Source organism: Acinetobacter sp. YQ_14, from assembly GCF_043102985.1.
Taxonomy (GTDB): domain Bacteria; phylum Pseudomonadota; class Gammaproteobacteria; order Pseudomonadales; family Moraxellaceae; genus Acinetobacter; species Acinetobacter venetianus.
The window spans coordinates 314,195-336,171 of sequence record NZ_JBICJJ010000011.1; the positions used below are offsets into that span (position 1 = coordinate 314,195).

General features: G+C 39.5%; 16 protein-coding genes and 1 pseudogene. 10 read left to right on the forward strand and 7 right to left on the reverse strand.

Annotation, left to right across the window (positions count from 1 at the left end; all coding sequences use genetic code 11):
* Window positions 1-12: 12 nt before the first annotated feature.
* The gene (locus ACF8D3_RS06610; RefSeq protein WP_392470789.1) at window positions 13-630 is read right to left on the reverse strand and encodes a LysE family translocator; all 618 of its coding nucleotides are present in this window, start codon (window positions 628-630) and stop codon (window positions 13-15) included.
* A gap of 154 nt (window positions 631-784) precedes the next feature.
* Here ACF8D3_RS06610 and ACF8D3_RS06615 point away from each other — a divergent pair, with 154 nt between their 5' ends.
* The 3 genes and pseudogenes from ACF8D3_RS06615 to ACF8D3_RS06625 all read left to right on the forward strand — a co-directional run bounded on the left by ACF8D3_RS06615 (window position 785) and on the right by ACF8D3_RS06625 (window position 5,686).
* A complete protein-coding gene (locus ACF8D3_RS06615; protein WP_061391696.1) occupies window positions 785-1,237 on the forward strand; it encodes an Lrp/AsnC family transcriptional regulator in 453 nt (150 codons plus the stop codon).
* Window positions 1,238-1,506: 269 nt separating this feature from the next.
* Window positions 1,507-2,532: pseudogene (locus tag ACF8D3_RS06620) on the forward strand (efflux RND transporter periplasmic adaptor subunit); the annotation flags it as partial.
* 10 nt (window positions 2,533-2,542) lie between these two features.
* Window positions 2,543-5,686, forward strand: a complete 3,144-nt coding sequence (locus tag ACF8D3_RS06625) for an efflux RND transporter permease subunit (protein WP_392470791.1) — start codon at window positions 2,543-2,545, stop codon at window positions 5,684-5,686.
* Between the two features lie 42 nt (window positions 5,687-5,728).
* On the opposite strand, the gene ACF8D3_RS06630 is transcribed toward ACF8D3_RS06625, so the two are convergent.
* From ACF8D3_RS06630 to msrB, 4 genes are all read right to left on the reverse strand, one after another.
* Window positions 5,729-6,352: a LysE family translocator gene (locus ACF8D3_RS06630; RefSeq protein ID WP_392470792.1), complete on the reverse strand. Its 624-nt coding sequence runs from the start codon at window positions 6,350-6,352 to the stop codon at window positions 5,729-5,731.
* A gap of 73 nt (window positions 6,353-6,425) precedes the next feature.
* The gene (locus ACF8D3_RS06635; RefSeq protein ID WP_392470793.1) at window positions 6,426-7,265 is read right to left on the reverse strand and encodes an AraC family transcriptional regulator; all 840 of its coding nucleotides are present in this window, start codon (window positions 7,263-7,265) and stop codon (window positions 6,426-6,428) included.
* A 34-nt stretch (window positions 7,266-7,299) separates the two neighbouring features.
* Entirely contained in the window at window positions 7,300-7,785 is a 486-nt protein-coding gene (locus ACF8D3_RS06640) for a glutathione peroxidase (protein ID WP_019384204.1), read from the reverse strand.
* The gene (gene msrB / locus ACF8D3_RS06645) at window positions 7,782-8,201 is read right to left on the reverse strand and encodes a peptide-methionine (R)-S-oxide reductase MsrB (RefSeq protein ID WP_004878830.1); all 420 of its coding nucleotides are present in this window, start codon (window positions 8,199-8,201) and stop codon (window positions 7,782-7,784) included. Before msrB ends, ACF8D3_RS06640 begins: the two co-directional genes overlap by 4 nt.
* A 229-nt stretch (window positions 8,202-8,430) precedes the next feature.
* On the opposite strand from msrB, the gene ACF8D3_RS06650 reads away from it, so the two are divergent.
* The gene (locus ACF8D3_RS06650; protein ID WP_392470795.1) at window positions 8,431-9,861 is read left to right on the forward strand and encodes a pyridoxal phosphate-dependent aminotransferase; all 1,431 of its coding nucleotides are present in this window, start codon (window positions 8,431-8,433) and stop codon (window positions 9,859-9,861) included.
* A gap of 56 nt (window positions 9,862-9,917) precedes the next feature.
* Here the strand turns inward: ACF8D3_RS06650 and ACF8D3_RS06655 are convergent, their stop codons facing one another.
* A complete protein-coding gene (locus tag ACF8D3_RS06655) occupies window positions 9,918-10,802 on the reverse strand; it encodes an SEL1-like repeat protein (RefSeq protein WP_130134824.1) in 885 nt (294 codons plus the stop codon).
* A gap of 550 nt (window positions 10,803-11,352) precedes the next feature.
* On the opposite strand from ACF8D3_RS06655, the gene ACF8D3_RS06660 reads away from it, so the two are divergent.
* From ACF8D3_RS06660 to ACF8D3_RS06685, 6 genes are all read left to right on the forward strand, one after another.
* Window positions 11,353-12,420 (forward strand): asparaginase, encoded by a 1,068-nt coding sequence (locus ACF8D3_RS06660; RefSeq protein WP_392470797.1) that lies wholly within the window; start codon window positions 11,353-11,355, stop codon window positions 12,418-12,420.
* 168 nt (window positions 12,421-12,588) lie between these two features.
* The gene (gene dnaE / locus ACF8D3_RS06665) at window positions 12,589-16,152 is read left to right on the forward strand and encodes a DNA polymerase III subunit alpha (RefSeq protein ID WP_392470798.1); all 3,564 of its coding nucleotides are present in this window, start codon (window positions 12,589-12,591) and stop codon (window positions 16,150-16,152) included.
* A gap of 13 nt (window positions 16,153-16,165) precedes the next feature.
* Entirely contained in the window at window positions 16,166-17,005 is an 840-nt protein-coding gene (locus ACF8D3_RS06670) for an RNA methyltransferase (protein ID WP_392470800.1), read from the forward strand.
* Complete coding sequence (gene cysE / locus ACF8D3_RS06675; RefSeq protein WP_004878820.1) at window positions 16,998-17,816, forward strand: serine O-acetyltransferase; 819 nt, start codon at window positions 16,998-17,000, stop codon at window positions 17,814-17,816. The genes ACF8D3_RS06670 and cysE overlap by 8 nt, the downstream gene beginning before the upstream one ends.
* Before the next feature lie 113 nt (window positions 17,817-17,929).
* Window positions 17,930-18,829: an ABUW_2363 family tetratricopeptide repeat lipoprotein gene (locus tag ACF8D3_RS06680; protein ID WP_392470801.1), complete on the forward strand. Its 900-nt coding sequence runs from the start codon at window positions 17,930-17,932 to the stop codon at window positions 18,827-18,829.
* Window positions 18,830-18,949: 120 nt separating this feature from the next.
* Entirely contained in the window at window positions 18,950-20,968 is a 2,019-nt protein-coding gene (locus ACF8D3_RS06685) for an esterase/lipase family protein (RefSeq protein WP_392470802.1), read from the forward strand.
* A gap of 46 nt (window positions 20,969-21,014) precedes the next feature.
* Here ACF8D3_RS06685 and ahpF read toward each other — a convergent pair.
* Window positions 21,015-21,977 (reverse strand): alkyl hydroperoxide reductase subunit F (ahpF, locus tag ACF8D3_RS06690; protein WP_392470804.1); only part of this gene is annotated, 963 nt, incomplete at its 5' end.

Below are 21,977 nucleotides of genomic sequence, written 5' to 3' on the forward strand. Positions count from 1 at the left end.
TTTTATCACGGACTAACTCTGACCTACAATTAAAATCAATCCAATCACCACCATAAGCCCTCCTGATATTCGACTAACAATTTTGACCGCATAAGGTCGGGTACTTAATAGTTTCTTTGCAGCAAACCCAACTAAAACGTAGACAATCGCACAACTAATTAAATGAATGACACCAAGTGACATGATTTGTGCGGTTGGAGACAATGCCATTTGCGGATGAATAAATGGTGGTAGTAAAGCAAAGAAAAGTAATAAAACTTTTGGATTTAAGCCACTAATTCCAACACCTTTAATCAACCATAATTTAGCAGAATCTAATGCAACATTTTGATCTGAATGATTTGAAATAACAGCAGGTTTAATCAGTAAATTTATCCCCATCCACAACAAATAGCATGCACCTGCAATGGTCAGCCCTGTTAACAAGACAGGATAATGGCTGAGCAAAGCCCCCACTCCAGCAGCAACACAGAGAATGGCAATAAAATGCCCCAGCACCAAACCTGTAACAGCAGTGACGATAAATTTACCCTTTATACCTGCCAAAATCGCATAAGCCCAATCCGCCCCAGGTGTTAAAACGAATAAAATGGAGACACACCAAAAAGCAAGAACAACATTCATTTCCATAATATCACCTAGAGCAGCAAAGCAAATTACCTTTGAAATCAAAATTTCTTTTTCACCAAATGGTGAAGACTGGTTTGAGAGAATATGCTTTAATGGTGGAAATGTTCTTTCAAATGTTTCTACATTTTAAAAGCTATAGGGTAAATTCTTCTATATGGATCGCACTGATAAGAAAATTCTTGCTGAACTTCAAGCCAATGGGCGATTATCTGTTACAGAACTCGCTGAAAGGGTTGGCTTAAGCCTATCCCCTTGTCACCGTCGAGTGAAGGCATTAGAAGAACTGGGAATTATTAAAGGCTATCATGCTGATCTAGATGCTTCGCAAATTGGCTTTAATTTTTCCGCGATTATTTTCGTGACGTTAAAAGATGGTGATAAGAAAGCCTTATCAAATTTTGAAGAGAAAGTCAGTGATATTGCTAATGTGATTCAAGCTCAACGCTTATTTGGCAATCCAGACTATTTATTACATGTCGTAGCTAAAGACTTAACCAGCTTCCAAAAACTTTATGATGATAGCTTATCTGCATTGCCAAATGTGCAGCGCCTAACCTCAACGATTGTGATGAAAAATGTAGTGACCAATCGCCTGCTACCGCTCTAAGCAAAATGGATGGTACGCATTGATTAATTTTTTGCATCCATCCATCCGTGATTGACCATCTGTTGAAATCTTCGTCTATACTTAGCCATCAATATTAAGTTAACTATGGAAAGATGGCTTCTCAAACTCCTCAGAAAACTAAGAAAAAAGTTTGGTTTATATTAGCAATCATCATCGTACTTTTAATTTTCGGTGTCGTGATTTGGCAAGTTAAAGCTGATAAAAATAAAGCTGAAACCAAAGACCAAAACGATAGCAATTTATCGCCTAAAGCCGCATTAACAGTAACGGTAATTCAACCAGAAGTTCAGAACTGGAAGCAAACCTTTACAGCCAATGGAAATATCGCAGCTTGGCAAGAAGTTGTTATTAGTAGTGAGCTTTCGGGACAACGACTAACAAAAGTTAATGTCAATGTAGGCGATAAAGTTCGTCGTGGGCAAGTTCTGGCCGAAATCAATAGCGATACGATTCGAGCCGATTTAGCGGCTGCAAAAGCAAGCTATGCAGAAGCACAGGCAGTTTTAGCCGATGCAATTACCAATAATAAACGCATCCAGCAACTTAAAAATACAGGTGCGATTTCTGCACAAGAATCCACTCAATATCAAACCTCGCAAGCGACTGCTCAAGCTCGTCTTGATGCTGCAAAAGCACAAATAGAAAGTAATCAGCTTCGTTTAGCTCAGACTCAGATTGTCGCACCAGACAATGGTGTTATCTCCGCACGTACCGCTACTGTTGGATCACTTGCTCAAACAGGTCAAGAGCTATTCCGCCTGATCAGAGATCAGCGCTTGGAGTGGCGTGCTGAAGTCACTTCTGAAGATTTATACAAGTTAAAAGAAGGTATGAATGCTCGTGTCTTTTCTCCTGATCCAGCTCAACCAGCAGTTTCAGGTAAGGTGCGCATGATTGCCCCCGTGATTGATCCGCAGACTCGTTATGGCTTGGTTTATGTTGACCTACCAACAACACAAGCTGTTCGGATGGGCATGTTTGTAAAAGGCGAATTTGATTTAGGCCAAAAATCGGCGCTCACGATTCCGCAGACTGCGTTGCTGTTACGCGATGGCTTTTCTTATGTATTTATCGTAGATCAGCAAAACCGTGTCAGCCAACAGAAAGTTTCTGTTGGACGTCGCGTTGGTGATCGGGTTGAAATCTTAGATTTGGCAAATGATAATGTCAAACTCGTTTCATCAGGCACAGGCTTCTTAACCGATGGTGATTTGGTGACGGTCGCTAAAGATATTCCTGAAACACCATTGACCAAACAGCTTGTAACCGAATAGGAGAATTAAAATGAACTTCTCCGCTTGGTCAATCCGAAATCCAATTCCCGGCATTCTGCTTTTCATTATGTTGGGATTGGCAGGTCTACTCTGTTTTCACTGGATGAAAATCCAACAGTTTCCTGACATTGAATTACCGATGGTGACTGTCACGGCAGCACTTCCCGGTGCAGCACCACCACAACTTGAGACAGAAGTTGCCCGAAAAATAGAAAACTCAATAGCAACCTTACAAGGATTAAGAAATCAATACACTAAAATTCAAGATGGTGTAGTAACTGTCACAGCCGAATTTCAATTAGAGAAACCATTACAAGAAGCCGTAGATGATGTGCGCAACGCTGTTTCACAAGTTCGCTCTGATCTTCCTGCTGATTTAAGAGATCCAATTGTTAGTAAAATTAATCTATCAGGCTCTCCTATTCTCACATACACGATCCAATCTCCGAAGATGGATGAAGAAGCCCTGTCATGGTTTGTAGACTATGATATCTCGCGTGCGATGCTCCAAGTTAAAGGTGTTGGAGCTGTTTCTCGTGTTGGCGGTGTTACTCGCCAAGTTGAAGTAGAACTTGATCCAGAAAAACTGTTAGCACTGAATGCAACGGCAACAGATATTACGCGCCAACTCAGACTAACACAGCAAGATGCTTCTGGTGGTCAAACCAAGATTGGGGGTAGCGAACAGTCCATTCGTACCATTGCAACGGTAAAAACTGCTGATGAAGTTGGTGCAATGGATATTGCACTAAGTGATGGACGTCATATTCGCTTAGATCAAGTTGCAACAATTCATGATGGCATTGCCGAAAGACGCTCCGCAGCACTTTTAAATGGCAAACCCGTTATTGGTTTTGAAATCACCCGTAGTAAAGGTGCAAGTGAAGTCGATGTTGAAAAAGGCGTAATCGAAGCACTGGATAAACTCAAAGCTGCACACCCTGATATAAAAATTACGGAAGCATTTAACTTCGTAAAACCTGTAGCTGATAACTACAAAGGCTCAATGTCACTGTTATATGAAGGTGCAATTTTAGCGATTTTAGTGGTTTGGTTATTCTTACGTGATTGGCGAGCAACAATTATTGCTGCAACCGCTCTACCACTTTCAATCCTACCTGCCATGATTGGTATGTATTACTTTGGATTTACACTAAATACCGTAACCCTACTTGCAATGTCCTTGGTTGTCGGCATCTTGGTTGATGATGCAATTGTTGAAATTGAAAATATCATTCGACATTTGAGGATGGGTAAAACACCTTATGAAGCGGCAATGGAAGCTGCTGATGAAATTGGTCTCGCTGTCATTGCAACGACATTCACCTTGATTGCAGTGTTCTTACCAACTGCATTTATGAGCGGTATAGCAGGTAAATTCTTTGTTCAATTTGGTTGGACTGCTGCGCTTGCGATCTTTGCATCATTACTCGTTGCTCGTCTACTGACTCCAATGATGTCTGCATATATTCTCAAGCCTTGGGTGGGCAAAATAGACACAACTGAAGAAAATCAAGTTGCTTTAAATGACCAAGGAACAACTCGATTAGCCCATGATCGTTCTAAAGATGGACGGGTTATGCGTGGCTATATGAGTTTAGTGACGTGGTGTCTAAATCATCGTTGGGTTACCCTGTTCGGCGCGATTGCCTTTTTTATTGGCTCAGTGATGCTGATTCCATTACTCCCAACAGGCTTTGTGCCACCGCCAGATACAGGTCAAACACAAGTCCGTCTTGAGCTAACACCAGGTTCACAATTTGCCGATACATTAAAAACGGCGGAATATGCGCGTGATTTAATTAAAGATCATCCTGAAATAAAAAGCATTTACACTACGATTGGTGGTGGTGCGGCGGGAACTGATCCGTTTGCGGGTGGTGCATCAACAGAACCTCGTAAAGCAACGCTAACGATCCAAACCACAGAACGCTCAGATCGAAGTGCAAGTTTACAAGACATTGAAAATGAAATACGTCAACGACTTGCCCCTGTTCCCGGAGCACGTATTCAAGTTGGTTTAGCTGGAAATAATAGCCAATACCAACTTTCACTTTCAGGTGATGATCCTGAAACGTTAATGTCAACCGCACGTAAGCTAGAACGTGAATTACGCACGATTCCTAATATTGGTAGCATTACTTCAAGCGCTGCATTGATTCGACCTGAGTTGGTGATTCGACCTGATTTTGCGAAAGCTGCTGATTTAGGTGTTACGACTTATGACATTGCTGAAACTTTACGTATCGCGACGGCGGGAGATTTTGACCAAAACTTAGCGAAACTCAACCTCTCGCAACGGCAAGTTCCCATCGTAATCAAACTACCGTTACAAGCGCGTCAGGATCAGGAACTCATGAAGCGGCTCATGGTTAAAGGTAGTCGTGGTCCAATTATGCTCGGTACGATTGCGGAGGTGAATATCGAAAGTGGGCCTTCTCAAATTGATCGCTTCAATCGTTTGCGTAACATTAACTTCAACATTGAACTCAACAATCAACCTTTAGGTGATGTTGCTGCCAAAGTTGATCAATTGCCAACGATGAAAAATCTACCACCAACAGTAAAACGCACCAACATCGGTGATGCAGAAGTCATGCAAGAATTATTCTCAAGCTTTGGCTTGGCAATGTTAACTGGCGTACTCTGTATCTATGTCGTTTTAGTTCTTCTATTTAAAGACTTTTTACAGCCAATTACGATTTTGGTTGCATTGCCTTTATCACTCGGCGGTGCATTTGTCCTACTCCTTTTAGCAAAAAGCAGTTTCTCTATGCCAAGTTTAATTGGCCTGATTATGCTGATGGGTATCGCAAGTAAGAACTCGATTCTGCTCGTGGACTACGCGATTATTGCAAGAAAGGAAAAAGAATATTCGAGGATAAATGCCCTATTAGATGCCTGCCATAAGCGTGCACGTCCGATCATCATGACAACGCTAGCAATGGGCGCTGGCATGTTACCGATTGCACTTGGGATTGGTACAGACCCAAGTTTTCGTGCGCCAATGGCAATCTCAGTTATAGGTGGATTAATTACCAGTACATTCTTATCTTTACTGGTAATTCCTGTGGTATATACATTCATTGATGATATCAATCGAAAATTGCATAGTTTTAGAAAAACCAAGCAGCAACCGATTGAGTCATCGTAATCATTTACTTCAAAAAGACGGTTTAATCACCGTCTTTTTTATTTAGGAAAATACCAGCACCAACATGAAAAAGAGAAAGCTCGTACCAGCGAGATAGTACAAATGATGGATATGCTGATTTAACCATGATAAATAAATATTCGAACTCATGAATTGCACAATACTTAGATTCCAAATCAGTACCAAAAGGACCATCCATGAACAAATCAAAAAGTTTTGAACAAAATTATATTGAGGATAAATCAAGATCACCAAAACGCTATAAAACATCAGATTTTTAGGGTTCAATAAACTCGAAAGTAGTCCTAGTAGAAAAGACTTGAATAGATTTTCATTCGGATGAACATAAGACGTATTTTCCGATTGACCTCGAATAATCTGACTAAGGCGAGCCGATCGAAAGCATTGAACAGCAAGATATATAAAATAAAATGCCCCTAACCATTTCATCCCTATCAATAATTCAGTTTTTACTGCACCAATGACAAATAAACTGCAATAAATAACCACTAAAATAATGGCATTACCTAACGCAATACCAAAACAAGTCGCTCGTGCTGCAACTTTCTGGCTTTGCAAAAGAGTTTTTAAAATTAAAAAGAAGTCTGCCCCAGGCATCAGTAATGCAATGAAATGCGTTACTGCAATGGTCAGAAAAAGCTCCATAGATCTACTCCTAAAAAATCAGGAGCTAGAGTAAAAAAGTGCTGAATTATGTTCTTGTATAAAATTGCGAGGATTACGCTTTTTTAGAATATTGCTTAGGAGTTACACCAGTCAGCTTTTTAAAAACACGATGAAAATGACTCTGATCAACAAACTCAAGCTCATATGCAACTTGAGCAATATCAGTACCAACTTTCAATCGTTCACGCGCTTGATTGATCTTGTGATTCAGTTGATAGGCATGCGGTGTGAAACCAAAATAATGTTTAAATAAGCGAATCAACGCATAGCGGCTGATTTTCATTTTTTCAGCTAAATGCGTTAAAGATAAATTCTCAACATCTGACTGAAGATGGAGAATTAAATCTGGTAAATATTGCTGAAAATAACCAGAAGAACTTATGCTTTCCCACTCAAAATTCGGTATAAGAATATCGGTTAAAACCTGAATGAGAGATTGTTCTTTTTCGAATAGTGAAATTTTCTTATCAAACAAGATTTGATTTAATTTAGTAAAAGCTTCATAAACTGTAACATTATGAATAATCTTTGGTTTTAGTTTTGGAAAAGTTGTCATCTGCTGAGTACATGCTTTGCCAATTTCCATCTCTAACTCGTTTAACAGCCTCATTAACCATGCTGCATCAAGATGCATCATTTGGTAGCTCCATGCTTGATTGGAGAATGGATTACATGCGTGTTCAACATGTGCAGGAATAATGACGATGCTTTTGGCTTTGATTATTTCATTTTTGGCAAAAGCACTTGAAAAACAACTTTGCCCCTCATCAACAGCACCAATTGAAAATGTGGGATGGCTGTGTGATTGATAACATATGCGACTTTGACATGCCCTACGTGTTTCAACATAAGGCATGGCTGGATGAGTCCAAAATTCAACCGTTGAGTCCAAACAGAAACCTCAATTAATTCTGAGATAGCAACACTTACTTTGATAAAGCCTTTTCAATATCAGCTTCTAATGCTTCTGGTTTAGTTGTTGGTGCATAACGCCCTAGAACCTCACCATTGCGTCCAACTAAAAACTTAGTGAAATTCCACTTAATATTACGGCTACCTAAAATTCCCTTTGCCTCTCGTGTTAAATAACGAAAAATAACATGCGCCTCAGGCCCTTTTACATCCACTTTTGCGAACATTGGGAAATTCACCCCATAATTACGCTGGCAAAATGAACCGATCTCTTTATTTGTTCCCGGGTCTTGTCCCCCGAATTGATTGCAAGGAAAACCTAATACCTCTAAACCTTGAGATTTATATTTTTCATAGAGTTTCTCAAGCCCTGCAAATTGTGGTGTAAACCCACATTTACTTGCAGTATTTACAATCAGCATGACCTTGCCTTTATAATCAGCAAGTGCCTTTGTTTCTCCCTCTAACAATTCAGCTTCAAACTGATAAATGTTACTCATGGATAAGTTTCCTCGTCATTCTTTTCTTGTGTTTTAAGTTGTAATGATGCCGAATTCACGCAATAACGCAGTCCTGTCGGCTGTGGGCCATCCTCAAACACATGACCCAAATGTGCCTCGCAATCATGGCAGACTATTTCTGTTCTGACCATACCATGCGATAAATCTTCATGTTCATCAATTGCTGTGCCATCGATTGGTCTAAAAAAGCTTGGCCAACCACATCCACTGTCGTATTTCGTTTCTGACGTAAATAACTCAGCACCACAACAACGACATACATATATACCTTGTTGTTTACTGTTCCAATATTGTCCTGTAAATGCTGGTTCTGTGCCTTTTTGACGAGTAATACGATATTCTTCTGCGGATAATTCTCTTTGCCACTCGCGATCCGTCTTATTTACTTTACCCATAACCTGCACCTTTTATTCTGTTGTTAAAGTTCAGGTTTTATATTTACGCCATTCAAAACAAAAACTCTAGTCTCAGATCGTACAATTTCTTATATTTTGAATGCTTAATATTTGGTAGCAAATAGTAAGCAAATTCAAAAAACAAAAGTAAGCAAAATTTATTTACTTCATCTTTCAAGTAAGCAAAGATAGTGTTATTCTTGTTCAGCTCGGTTGTATAGGACAAAAAATGTCACAGAAAAAAAGTGTGGTTTTTAAAAATCTTTTACCAACCATCAGGCAATATCAACAATCAGGCTTTACCCATGAAAAGATTGTTGAATTACTGAGAGATCAACACAACCTGAATTTGGTTACAGTCGAAACCTTTAAGAGTTACTTATACCGATATGCAAAGGTGAGCCCTTCTATGTCTAAGAATACTGCTACATCCCACTCAGCTCAAACCACTAGAGAAATCAAAAAATCATCTAAACTTGAGCATGTTTGTTACGACATTCGTGGACCAGTATTGCGCGCCGCCAATGAAATGGAAGAGCAAGGGCATAAAATCATCAAGCTCAATATCGGCAACCCTGCTCCATTTGGTTTTGAAGCACCACAGGAAATTATTAATGATGTTGCTTTAAACCTGCCGAATGCAATTGGTTATACAGATTCAAAAGGTATCTTCCCTGCGCGTAAAGCGATTTGCCAGTATTATCAGCAAAAAGGCATTTTCGATATGCATGTCAATGATGTATACGTTGGCAATGGTGTATCTGAACTCATCGTGATGGCAATGCAAGGTTTATTGGACGACGGCGATGAAATGCTCGTTCCAATGCCTGACTATCCATTATGGACAGCAGCTGTCAATCTTTCTGGTGGTACAGCAATTCATTATAAATGTGATGAAGAAAACTACTGGTATCCTGATATTGCGGATATGGAAAGTAAAATCACACCAAATACCCGTGGTATCGTTGTTATCAATCCAAATAACCCAACTGGTGCTGTTTACCCACGGCATGTATTAGAACAAATCGTTGCTTTAGCTAAAAAACATGATTTGATTTTATTTGCAGATGAAATTTACGACAAAATCATTTATGACGGTATCGAGCATGTTGCTTTAGCAGCATTGGCTGGTGATCAGCTTTGTATCTCATTCAATGGTTTGTCTAAGGCTTACCGTATTGCAGGTTATCGTGCGGGTTGGATGGCGATAACTGGTGACAAGAAACGTGCTGCTGACTATATTGAAGGTTTAGATATGTTGGCTTCAATGCGCCTTTGTGCCAACCATCAAGCACAATATGCAATTCAAACAGCTCTAGGTGGCTATCAGTCTATTAATGATTTGATTCGTCCAGGCGGTCGCCTCTATGAACAACGTAGTATTGCTTGGGAAATGTTAAATGAAATTCCAGGTGTAAGCTGTGTAAAACCTGAAGGCGCAATGTACTGCTTCCCTCGACTTGATCCTGAGATTTATCCCGTAGAAGATGATGAGAAGTTAATGCTCGATTTATTAACTGCCGAAAAAGTCTTATTGGTTCAAGGTACTGGTTTTAACTGGCCTACACCTGATCATTTCCGCGTAGTATTCTTACCAGTGGAAAACGAATTACGTGAAGCAATTAACCGTCTAAGTCGTTTCTTATCAAAGATGCGTTAAAACAAAAAGAGGAAGCTTAAATGCTTCCTCTTTTTTATAACTCTAAATCACTTTGATTATTGCAACTCATCCCACTGATCTTCATATTGTTGAGAAATCTCTGTGTTCTTGGTTAAACCAAAGCCGCCTTTTCCAAACAATCTAGCCAGATCTAATAAGCAATCATTTTCACCTTGCTCAACTGCAAGCTCGTAATATGCAGCTGCTTTCTTATAGTTTTTTGCTACGCCTTTACCCTCTTCATAAATATAAGCAATATTAGATGAGCCTAAACCATTCTCAGCTTCTGATGCTAAAGTAAATAATCTAAGTGCTTCTTTATAATCTTGTTTAATTCCACCTTTACCTTCTAAATAGTAAATACCCAAGTTATTGATAGCAGCAGGTTCGCCTTGTTTTACCGCCAAACGGTAATACCCAAGGGCTTTCTTCAAATCTTGTGGAACACCTTCAATACCATCATTATATAAATGACCAAGTTCTGCTTGAGCAATATCTAGGCCAGCATCCGCTGACTTTGTCATCCACTCCAAACCTTTTCTAGTATTTACAGTAACACCATCATCGCCATACAGGTAAAGGAAACCGAGATAGTATTGCGCATAGAGCTGACCTTTCTGAGCCGCTTGTGTATACCATTTCAGAGCAGTTGGATTATCTTCCTCAACACCTTCGCCATAATCGTACATATAGCCAACTGAGAAAAGTGCATCTGCATTGCCCTTTGCAGCAGCTTTTTTAAACCATTCTAAAGCTTTATCAAAGTCTTTCTCAACGTCATAGCCATAGTAATAAGCATCCCCTAAATTATTTTGAGCAACAGCATCCCCTGATTTTGCTTGTTGTACTAACTCCTGACTAAATGCAACTTCTTCAGCATGAGCAAAACCCAATAAACTGCTCGTTAATAATATTGAAAGGACGATATTCTTTAATTTCATTATAAAATTCTCATGGATAAATTTTTTATTGGTCTCTATTTTAACGTCAAAAACACTCAAGTAAACTTAAATTTAAATTTACCAATTAGATGAAATAAATCCATCTTTTAAAAGCTCACTTCAACCATAGCAATTTGAGATGAATTATTCAGAACAAGATTTTCACCCAAATATCACATGAAAAATAAAATAATAAAAAACGGATAGATGCCTTAAAAAATATCAATGTTTGCTTTTTGCCATAGCACAAGTATTGAAAATTATGGTTCTTACAATACGACTAAAGCATAAAGACCTCATATGAAAAATAAAAAATTTACCATTTGGTCATAAATAATATATGAAATTCATGATTTTCCCACCTTAAAATAGCAATTAAATATTATAAATTTAAAACCCAACTTCTCATTGCTTCGACATAAATTAGATGTACTCGAAAAAAATATAATGCCAATGATTTTGATCTATAAAAATTTGAATAATATTCCAGTGTCATGTCGTGTATAGACATAGCACATCTATGGAAAATTAAAATACAGGATTGTGATTAATGATTACTAAAACGGTTAAATCATTTGGATTAGCTTTAACACTGATTGCTTCATCAGTTGCGTTACATGCGAAAAACAATGTCGTAGTTGTAGCAACAGGTGGAACAATTGCTGGTGCGGGTGCAAGTTCAACGAACAGTGCGACATATACCGCAGCCAAAGTTCCAGTCGATGGTTTAATTAATGCTGTTCCTCAAATCAAAGATCTGGCAAATGTAAGTGGTATTCAAGCCCTTCAAATCGCTTCTGAAAATATCACTGACAAAGAGTTACTCTCCCTTGCTCGCCAAGTCAATGATTTAGTTAAAAAACCATCTGTAAATGGCGTTGTAATTACTCACGGTTCCGATACGCTAGAAGAAACTGGATTCTTTCTAAATCTAGTTATTCACACTGAAAAACCTATCGTTCTTGTTGGTTCTATGCGTCCATCAACTGCTCTTTCAGCAGATGGTCCACTCAATCTTTATAGTGCCGTTGCAATCGCTGCATCTGAAGAAGCCAAAAATAAAGGTGTTTTCATCGTGATGAATGATTCAATTTTTGCTGCGCGTGATGCAACCAAAGGGATTAACATTCATACCAATGCATTTATAAGCCAATGGGGCGCATTAGGTACAATCGTTGAGGGGAAACCTTATTGGTTCAGAAATAGTATCAAACGTCATACTAACAACTCTGAATTTAATATTGAAAACATCAAAGGTGATCAACTTCCGTTGGTTCAAATCGCATATGGTTCAGGTTCAATGACACCAGAAGCTTATCTTGCTTATGCAAAAGCTGGAACGAAAGCGATTATTCATGCAGGAACAGGAAATGGTTCGGTAGCAAAATATCTTGTTCCGACATTGAAGCAACTACATGATGAACAAGGCATTCAAATTGTCCGTTCATCTCGCGTAGGTCAAGGTTTTGTATTACGAAATGCAGAACAACCTGATGATCAATACGGTTGGGTGGCTGGACATGATCTAAACCCACAAAAAGCTCGTATTTTGACTGCTTTAGCGCTGACTAAAACTAATGATGCAAAAGAAATTCAGCGAATCTTTTGGCAATACTAATTGCTAAGCTGAAATCCAAATCGATGTTAATCAGTTGATCTGATTAGCATCGTTTTTTATTTATTCTTGGTTAGATCATTCCGAACAGCATTCTATTGCAAAAATATTAGACAACTGTCCTAAACAGAGCGTGTTAGAATATTCTTCAATCGCGTTTAGGATAGATTTATGCAGTTTGTTCATCTTGGTATTCACACAGAGTTTTCGATTACAGAATCGATAGTTCGCATACCTGATTTGGTCAAAGCTGCTGTTGCTGAAGAAATGCCAGCTTTAGCAATTACTGATCTTTCTAACCTACATGCCGCTGTTAAATTCTATGGTGCATGCTTAGGTAAAGGGATTAAGCCTATCATGGGCAGTGTTATTCGATTGAATGATGCTGAACATCGTGCAACTTTACTTGCGATGAGCAATACAGGTTGGCGAAATTTAACGGAAATAGTGTCTAGAGGATTTATCGAAGGTCAGCAACTTAGTGTTCCTTGTGTTCAAAAAGAATGGGTGCTTGAACAAGCAGAAGATTTAATCGTTCTATTGGGGCAACATAGTGATGTAGGCAAAATGCTCTGCTCTTCTAACCCTCAGAAAGCAGAACCTCTTCTTGAAGACTGGATTAGTAAATTTGGAAATCGTGTCTATCTTAGTTTGACGCGCACAGATCGTGTTGGGGAAGAAGATTTTATTGTTGAGGCGGTAAAACTTGCTGCTAAGTACCAAATCGGTGTAGTGGCTCATAACGATATCCACTTTATCGAGCAAGACGATTTTTATGCTCATGAAGCGCGTGTTTGTATCGCAGATGGATACGTATTAGGTGATGATAAGCGTCCTAAACCTTATAGTCCTGAACAATACTTTAAAACAGCAGAACAAATGTCTGAGTTATTCTCTGACATTCCTAGTGCGATTGAAAATACTTACCAAATTGCTAAACGTTGCAACGTTGCCTTGCAGCTTGGTACCTATTTCTTGCCTGATTTCCCTATTCCTGATGGTTATACCATTGATACCTATTTCGAACATTTATCACGAGAAGGTTTAGAAGAACGTTTAAATCATCTTTATCCAATTGATGAACGCGATGAAGATTGGCCTGATATTCGAAAGCCATATGATGAACGAATCAAATATGAAGTCGATATCATCCTCAAGATGGGATTCCCAGGTTACTTCCTTATCGTCATGGACTTTATCCAATGGGCAAAAAACAATGGTGTACCTGTGGGACCAGGGCGTGGTTCGGGTGCAGGTTCATTAGTTGCATATAGTTTAAAAATTACTGACCTTGATCCTTTACGATACGACCTGTTATTTGAGCGCTTTCTAAATCCCGAACGTGTCTCAATGCCTGACTTTGATGTCGATTTCTGTATCGCAGGTCGTGACCGTGTTATTGAATATGTTGCACAAAATTACGGACGTGAAGCAGTTTCACAGATTGCAACCTTTGGAACAATGGCTGCAAAAGGTGCAATTCGTGACGTAGCACGTGTCTTAGGTAAATCTTATGGTTTAGCTGACCGTATCTCAAAAATGGTTCCAACAAAACCATTAGGTGTAGACTTAAAACAGGCCATAGAGCTTGAACCACAACTGAAAGATATCGTCACCAACCCTGCAAACCCTGATCATGATGATGCTGCTGAAATTTGGGAAATGGCGCTCAAATTAGAGGGCATTACACGTAACACAGGTAAGCATGCGGGTGGTGTTGTCATCGCACCTGGAAAAATTACAGATTACTCGGCAGTTATCTGTGATCCTGATGGCACAAACCGAGTAGCTCAATATGATAAAGATGATGTTGAAGCAGCAGGTTTAGTTAAATTCGACTTCTTAGGACTGCGAAATTTAACAGTAATTGAAGATGCTGTTCAAAATATTAATAAAAGAATTCAATCAGATGTCCCACTAAATATCGCTAATGTACCATTAGATGATAAAGATGCTTATCTCGTATTTGCTGAGGCAAATACGACTGCGGTTTTCCAGTTTGAATCCGTCGGTATGAAAAAAATGCTAAAAGAAGCAAGGCCAAGCAAATTCGAAGAAATTATTGCATTCGTATCCTTATACCGTCCGGGTCCAATGGATCTAATCCCCGACTTCATCCATCGTATGCATGGTGGAGAGTTTGAATACCTACACCCTTTACTAGAAGGTGTCCTTGAACCTACTTACGGGATCATGGTTTACCAAGAACAGGTCATGCAAGCTGCTCAGTTCTGCGCGGGTTATACGCTTGGCGGTGCAGATTTACTTCGCCGTGCAATGGGTAAGAAAAAACCTGAAGAAATGGTGAAACAACGCCAAATCTTTATTAAAGGTGCTGCTGAAAAAGAGATTGACGAAGCCACTGCCAACCATATTTTCGACTACATGGAAAAGTTTGCAGGTTATGGCTTTAACAAATCCCATGCCGCAGCGTATGCCCTGGTTGCCTACCATACGGCTTGGTTAAAAGCACATTATCCAGCTGAATTTATGGCTGCGGTGATGTCATCGGAAATGCAAAACACCGATAGTGTCGTGTTCTTGATTGATGACTGCCGTAATAACAAATTAGAAGTGCTTCCACCCTCTGTAAATATGTCGCTCTATCATTTCCATGCAAGTGATGAACAAACGATTGTTTATGGTTTAGGCGCGATCAAAGGCGTTGGTGAGCAAGCTATGCAATCTGTGATTGATTCACGGATTAATGACGGACCTTATAAAGATCTATTTGATTTCTGCCATCGTATTGACCTCAAAAAAATCAATAAACGTACCCTTGAAGCACTTATTCGAGCAGGTGCATTGGATTGCCTTGGTATCGAACGCTCAAGTTTAATGGCGCAACTTCCTGAAGCTGTTCAAGCAGCCGAACAAGCGCGGAGCAACCGTGAAACAGGTATCATGGACCTGTTTGGTGAAGTTGAAGAGGTTCAACGTAAACCTGCTAAACCTGTAAAACCATGGTCTGATGAAGTTCGCTTAAAAGGCGAAAAAGATACACTCGGTTTGTATTTAACAGGTCATCCAATTGATGTTTATCGTCCTGAATTGAAATCATTTATCCCTGCAAAACTCAATGAAGTTACACCGACACGTCGTGGTGTAACCACAGTATTTGCTGGTTTAGTACTAGATGTCGCAAACTTCCCAAATCGCATCATGATCACGCTTGATGATGGTACAGCGCGTATTGAAGTCAGTTGTAATCACGAACGCTTTCAACGTTACAAAGATATTGTTCGCTTAGAGCAGGTTGTGGTCATTGAAGGTGAAATATACGAGCGTGAAGGCTTTGATCGCCCGATGGCTCGATTAAGCAAAGCCTTTAACTTAAATGAAATTCGCCAAAAGCGTGCACAAAGCATTCAAATTCGTTTGCCAAATGATTTAATGACCAAGACATTAGCCAAAGATTTACAGAATATGCTGCTACCTTATTGCAACGTCGATATGTGCCAACATATCGGCATACATATACAAGTAGAGCAAAGTTTTGCAACGGCTGAATTACATCTAGGCCCTCAATGGAAAGTTGCACCACTTGATGAATTACTGGGTAAATTACGTGATTATTTTGGTAAAGAAGCGATTCACATCGAATACCAAGTCAAATCAAAAGCGGCTAAAGCGGTTGAAACACCCAAAGTCAGTGTTGTTGCCCCACCGCCTGCAAATATGTCAATGGATGAAGCTTTAGATCTTTATCAAGCCGAAGTCTCTCAATACTCTTAATTTTGGATAATATATGAATCAGTTTGACCAAAATAATGTGTCCAAACATTTGGAGCATGTGCGTATTGTGATGGTCAATACGACACTCCCTGCAAATATTGGTAGTGCTTTACGTGCAATGAAAACAATGGGGTTATCAAAACTTGTACTTGTTGCACCGAAAACTTATCCGCATCCAGACATTGATGCACTTGCTGCTGGTGCACAAGATCTGATTGAAAAAATTGAGATCGTTGAGACTTTAGAACAAGCCATCCAAGATTGCCACATTGTTTTTGGTACAAGTGCCCGCAGTCGTACCATTCCTTGGCCTTTATTGGATGTGCGTCCTGCTGCGACTGAAGCATTACAAGCAGCGAGTAAACATCAAAACATTGCGATTGTGTTTGGTCGCGAAGACCGAGGATTGACCAATGAAGAACTTGCATTGGCAAACTATCATTTAACCATTCCAGTGAATCCTGAATATGGTGTATTAAACGTTGCACAAGCAATTCAAGTGGTTTGCTACGAATTGCGTATGGCAGCGTTAGAACAAAATCAGTCTAATACCGAAGTTCCTCATGATCACATGCAGCTTAAACAACAGCAAAGCATGGAATGGGATGAACCTTTAGTCACTCAACAACAGATGGAAGAGTTCTATCCACATCTTGAGAAGATGTTGACTGATATCGAGTTTCTAGATCCAAATAACCCACGCTTACTCCCTTTACGTTTGCGTCGTTTATTTGGCAGAATACAATTAGATCGTATGGAATATCATTTACTACGTGGTATTTTCAGTCGTGTACAAGCATTAGCCAACGGCTCATGGAAAAAATCTAACAAGGAGGATCATTCTCATGATTAAACAGCTTAAAGAAGATATCGAAGCTGTATTTGCGCGTGATCCTGCTGCTCGTAATACACTTGAAGTTTTAACAACCTATCCAGGAATTCATGCGCTGATTATGCATCGTATGGCACATGAGCTCTGGAAAAAAGAATATAAAGGTACGGCACGTTTACTTTCCTCTTTTAGCCGATTTGCAACAGGTATCGAAATCCATCCCGGTGCAAAAATTGGAAAACGTTTCTTCATTGACCACGGCATGGGTGTCGTCATTGGTGAAACTGCTGAAATTGGTGATGACGTAACGCTTTATCATGGTGTGACGCTGGGTGGTACAACATGGAATAAAGGCAAACGACATCCAACACTTGAAGATGGTGTCGTTGTAGGCGCAGGTGCGAAAATATTAGGACCATTTACAGTACATAAAGGTGCAAAAGTTGGTTCTAATGCTGTCGTTACCAAAGAAGTCCCTGAAGGTGTAACTGCTGTTGGTAGTCCTGCACGTTATATTTTCAAAGAACAAGCAACAACTGAGCAAACTGAACAAGAGGCACGTCGCCGTGATTATGCAGCGACTATTGGCTTTGAACCTTATGCCACTACACAAGACCAATCTGATCCAATTTTGGAAGGTATTCGTGTTTTACTCGATCGTATGCAACAAAATGAGAAGCGTATGACAACACTCTGCCAACGTCTTTCTTTGCTTGACCCAACCTTTAAAGGGCAAAGCTCAAAAACTCAACCATTTAGTAAAGAAGAACTCAAAATCATTGATGAACTACGTCGTGAATGTGAGGCACAGAGTAAAACTTCAGCAACATAATACAATTTATAAAAAATGTAACATGCTTCTCATTGCAAGTTGGTTTTGCTTTTCCTAGACTGGTAAAACCAACGATCTACCTCTCATTTAACTAAAATTAATGGATGTAAAGCATGAATTTTAAGCCTTTGGCACTACTTGTACTTTCAACTTCTGTTTTGACGGCCTGTGGTATCGCTCCCACTAAAAAGGACAAGGCAAACGAACCGTTCGTTTTTAAAGAACCAGAACCTACTGCACCATTTTATGCTTTAAATCCAACCAACTATGATGCGCCTCCAAGTTTTGAAGTTGCACTCAAAGATGCCTCTGCACAACCTGTAACAAAAATGGTAGTTTCTCTACAAAACGATCCATCAAAATCTGCAACTTTAGATATCAATAAACTCATAGTACCAACGATTGATAGCAAAGAACGCAACATGAAATATGCTGTTCTCGCGGGTGAGAATGAAGTTGATGTCACTGAAATCGATGATTTCTTACAACTTGTTGAAGGTAAAGCTCGTCATTATCCACCTCGCTTCCCTGATCGCCAAGAGCGCAAAGGCTACGAAGTAAAATTGAAAGAAATCACTCAAAAACTTGATGCTTTAGCGGAAAAGCCAAATGCTTCTCTGGATGTTCTCACACGTGCATTTAAAGCGAGCGTTATGGCGCGTAATTTAGACTTAGGTACGTCATACACATCGAAGTCTTTGAATTATGCACAACGTATTTTAGCGATCAAACCAAATGATCCTGAAACGAATTTCTGGTTTGGTTTCGGTCTATCTGAAGGCGGTGGTCAACGTGAAGCCATTCCTTACTTAGACAAAGCAATTAAAGGTGGTGTTCAAGAAGCTTACCTTTCTGCTGCAAATAACTATTTATGGTTAGAGCAAAAGAAAAATGCAATTCAAACGTTAAAGAACTACAAGATCAATTACCCTGATGAAGCAGAAGTAACCGACCGTTTAATCAAAGAAGTTGAATCTGGTAAACGCTGGAACGTTTGGCAAGTTCTGAACTAATTTGCATCCTTTTTTGTAAAAATAGACCGTTTTTTCACGGTCTATTTTTTTATGTACATTGAAAAAGCGATTAAATTTCGTATCATAACCATAATCTTTGTGCATATTTATAGAATTCTAATGCCTGCATTCAAGCCAAATTATCGTCTCTTCGCCCTCACAATACTGAGCACAATCGTAATGAGTGGTTGCCAAGTTGTTAGTCTCAAACAACAGGCATTAAATGTCACAATCGCCAACGAACGTAATAGTATCTTAACTCAGAAAAAACTGAGTGAAGCCAGCCTGAATGTTCTTTCGATGTCTGGTAAAGAATCAAAAGTCTGTATGCAGAATCCAGATCAATGTATTGCTGATCTACATAAGATTCCAGAAATTATTGATGAGCAATTGCTCTCTACAGCGAGTGAGTTGTATCTTGCTAAATCTAAGCTTCTTTCTGAATCATCAGAATGCAAAGTAAGTAAATTAAGTAAACATAAATCTGATGATGAGCAAAAGATCATTCAACAGAGCTATGAGAAATGTATCGATCAGGAGCTAGAAGCATTAGATAAAAGTCTGCGTTATAGCTATGCTTATCTTTTTAAAACCTCACGCCAACCGCAAGAACGAATTTTTGATAACCGACAAGTTCAGATTAGAGATTTCTATAACCAAGCACTTACACAGCTGGTAAATGTCTATAATTTGAGAACACCCTCTCAAGATATTGCACCAACCATAAAAATTGGTAAAAGTACCTACACCATTGATATACAAGCTTATCAACGGCTGCAAAATATGAAATTAGAGAAGTTTATCTCTAGTTATAATATGAACTTTTCTGGTTTACGTGCGATCAATCGTCGAGATGGTTTTGGTTCAGATTTCGTTGCAGTATTTCCAGCGAGTGACCCATCAAAATTAGAAAATAAATACATTCTTGATCCTCTCACCTATCATTATCCGAAAGGAATCAATCCAAACATTCACAAAGCTCGCTATTTAGCAGCGACCATTATTGCGCAACCGAAAAAGAGAACTGCAACAGTTGACGATGTTTTAAATAGTCCCAATTTCGAAATTAAAGTTTATGATCCCTACAGTGTAGATAAAGTTGATATTGCTGGAAAAACATACTCTCTCGCTGCAAATTTCTCAGCACCCTATGGGCTTTGGCTTGCAGAAAATAACTTAGGCGCTGCGGCCTATTTAACCTTGATTGATCGTGATCAACGTTTAACTATGCCTCATTTATATATGCTCGAACCGTATAATCCGAATAAAAAAGTGATTGTATTGGTACATGGTTTGGCCAGTAGCCCTGAAGCATGGATTGCTGTGACCAATGACATCATGGGTGATCCAGTTTTACGTGAGCACTACCAAGTTTGGCAGATTTTTTATTCTACCAATATGCCAATTTTAGAGAGTCGCTTTCAAATTTATGCATTGCTCAAACAAGCTTTTGCATCACTAAATCCAAAAGATCCGGCAGCTAAAGATTCTGTGCTTATTGGACATAGTATGGGCGGAATCATCAGCCGATTGCTGGTCAGTGATGCAGACATATCAAAACAAGCACTCGCAATGATGAGCAATCGTCAGCAAACACGTTTAAGAAAACATCCTGTGATTGGTGAACGCTTGAAAATGGAACCAATTACAAACTTTGATCGTGCGATTTTCCTCGCTGCACCGCATCGTGGTACAGACTATGCCGATCGATGGTTTACCTTAGCAGCACGTAAAATTATTAAACTTCCTGCAACTTTCTTAACTACGTTAGCAGATACATTAACCAGTGATGATGTTGATCTAAAAGATTTCGTAAAAACACTCACTAATGATGTCATTCAAAATGGACCAAGTGATCTCAGTAAAAAATCTAAATTTATGGAGCTTACCGCTGATATTCCACCAGAAAAAAGCTTGGTGTTCCACTCCATCATGGGCAACATTACCAAAAGTGATGATCCAAATGTAATCACAGATGGAATTGTGACTTATAGAAGCGCTCATTTAGATGGTGCTGTTTCAGAGAAAATACTTCCAGGTGGACATTCAATTCAAGAAACACCAGCTGCAGTTTTAGAATTACGTCGTATTTTACGCCAACACTTGGTTGATCATGGTTTGTATAAACCAAAAAATTAAGTATAAAAAAGCCCCAACAAGTTGGGGCTTTTTTATATCAGTTGATTTATACGCCTGAACGAATCATGTAATCAAAAGCAGAGAGAGAAGCCTTCGCACCTTCACCTGTCGCGATGATAATTTGTTTGTAAGGCACAGTCGTACAGTCACCTGCCGCAAACACACCTTTAACATTGGTTTCGTTACGATCATTAATCACGATCTCACCACGATTGCTGAGTTCAACAGCACTGTTCTTTAAGAAATCTGTATTTGGTAATAAACCAATTTGTACAAAGATTCCTGCAAGTTCTACAGTATGTTCAACATCTGTGGCACGGTCTTTATATTTCAATGCTGTGACTTGCGAACCATCACCAACCACTTCTGTGCTTAAAGCATTCATGATCACTGTGGTGTTTGGTAAGCTATTTAACTTATCTTGCAAGACTTGGTCTGCACGAAGCTTGGTATCAAACTCCACCAAAGTCACATGCTCAACAATCCCAGCTAGGTCAATCGCAGCTTCAACACCAGAGTTACCGCCACCAATCACAGCAACACGTTTGCCTTTGAATAATGGGCCATCACAGTGTGGGCAGTAGGCAACACCACGAGTACGGTATTCTGCTTCACCTGGCACATTCATCTCTCTCCAACGTGCACCTGTTGATAGAATGATGGTTTTTGATTCAAGCTTAGCACCATTCTCAAGTTCAACTTCAACCAAACCATTGGCTGTTTGATCTGCACCAGTGATTTTGCTGACGCGTTGCAAGTTCATGATGTCTACGCCATATTCAAGTACATGGGCTTCCATATCTTGCGCAAACTTCGGACCAACCGTTTTTTGAACCGTGGTAAAGTTTTCAATATCCATGGTATCCATCACCTGACCACCAAAGCGCTCAGCAACGATACCTGTTTTGATACCCTTACGTGCTGCATAGATCGCCGCTGTACCACCTGCAGGACCACCACCAATCACCAATACATCAAATGCATCCTTGGCATTGATTGCAGCAGCATC

Bases quoted from the DNA above. Each gene is read 5' to 3' on its own strand.
- dnaE (WP_392470798.1), top strand. From the start codon at position 12,589: ATGCAGTTTGTTCATCTTGGTATTCACACAGAGTTTTCGATTACAGAA.
- ACF8D3_RS06655 (WP_130134824.1), bottom strand. From the start codon at position 10,802: ATGAAATTAAAGAATATCGTCCTTTCAATATTATTAACGAGCAGTTTA.
- ACF8D3_RS06670 (WP_392470800.1), top strand. From the start codon at position 16,166: ATGAATCAGTTTGACCAAAATAATGTGTCCAAACATTTGGAGCATGTG.
- ACF8D3_RS06680 (WP_392470801.1), top strand. From the start codon at position 17,930: ATGAATTTTAAGCCTTTGGCACTACTTGTACTTTCAACTTCTGTTTTG.
- ACF8D3_RS06640 (WP_019384204.1), bottom strand. From the start codon at position 7,785: ATGAGTAACATTTATCAGTTTGAAGCTGAATTGTTAGAGGGAGAAACA.
- ACF8D3_RS06630 (WP_392470792.1), bottom strand. From the start codon at position 6,352: ATGGAGCTTTTTCTGACCATTGCAGTAACGCATTTCATTGCATTACTG.
- cysE (WP_004878820.1), top strand. From the start codon at position 16,998: ATGATTAAACAGCTTAAAGAAGATATCGAAGCTGTATTTGCGCGTGAT.
- msrB (WP_004878830.1), bottom strand. From the start codon at position 8,201: ATGGGTAAAGTAAATAAGACGGATCGCGAGTGGCAAAGAGAATTATCC.
- ACF8D3_RS06625 (WP_392470791.1), top strand. From the start codon at position 2,543: ATGAACTTCTCCGCTTGGTCAATCCGAAATCCAATTCCCGGCATTCTG.
- ACF8D3_RS06660 (WP_392470797.1), top strand. From the start codon at position 11,353: ATGATTACTAAAACGGTTAAATCATTTGGATTAGCTTTAACACTGATT.
- ACF8D3_RS06610 (WP_392470789.1), bottom strand. From the start codon at position 630: ATGGAAATGAATGTTGTTCTTGCTTTTTGGTGTGTCTCCATTTTATTC.
- ACF8D3_RS06650 (WP_392470795.1), top strand. From the start codon at position 8,431: ATGTCACAGAAAAAAAGTGTGGTTTTTAAAAATCTTTTACCAACCATC.
- ACF8D3_RS06685 (WP_392470802.1), top strand. From the start codon at position 18,950: ATGCCTGCATTCAAGCCAAATTATCGTCTCTTCGCCCTCACAATACTG.
- ACF8D3_RS06615 (WP_061391696.1), top strand. From the start codon at position 785: ATGGATCGCACTGATAAGAAAATTCTTGCTGAACTTCAAGCCAATGGG.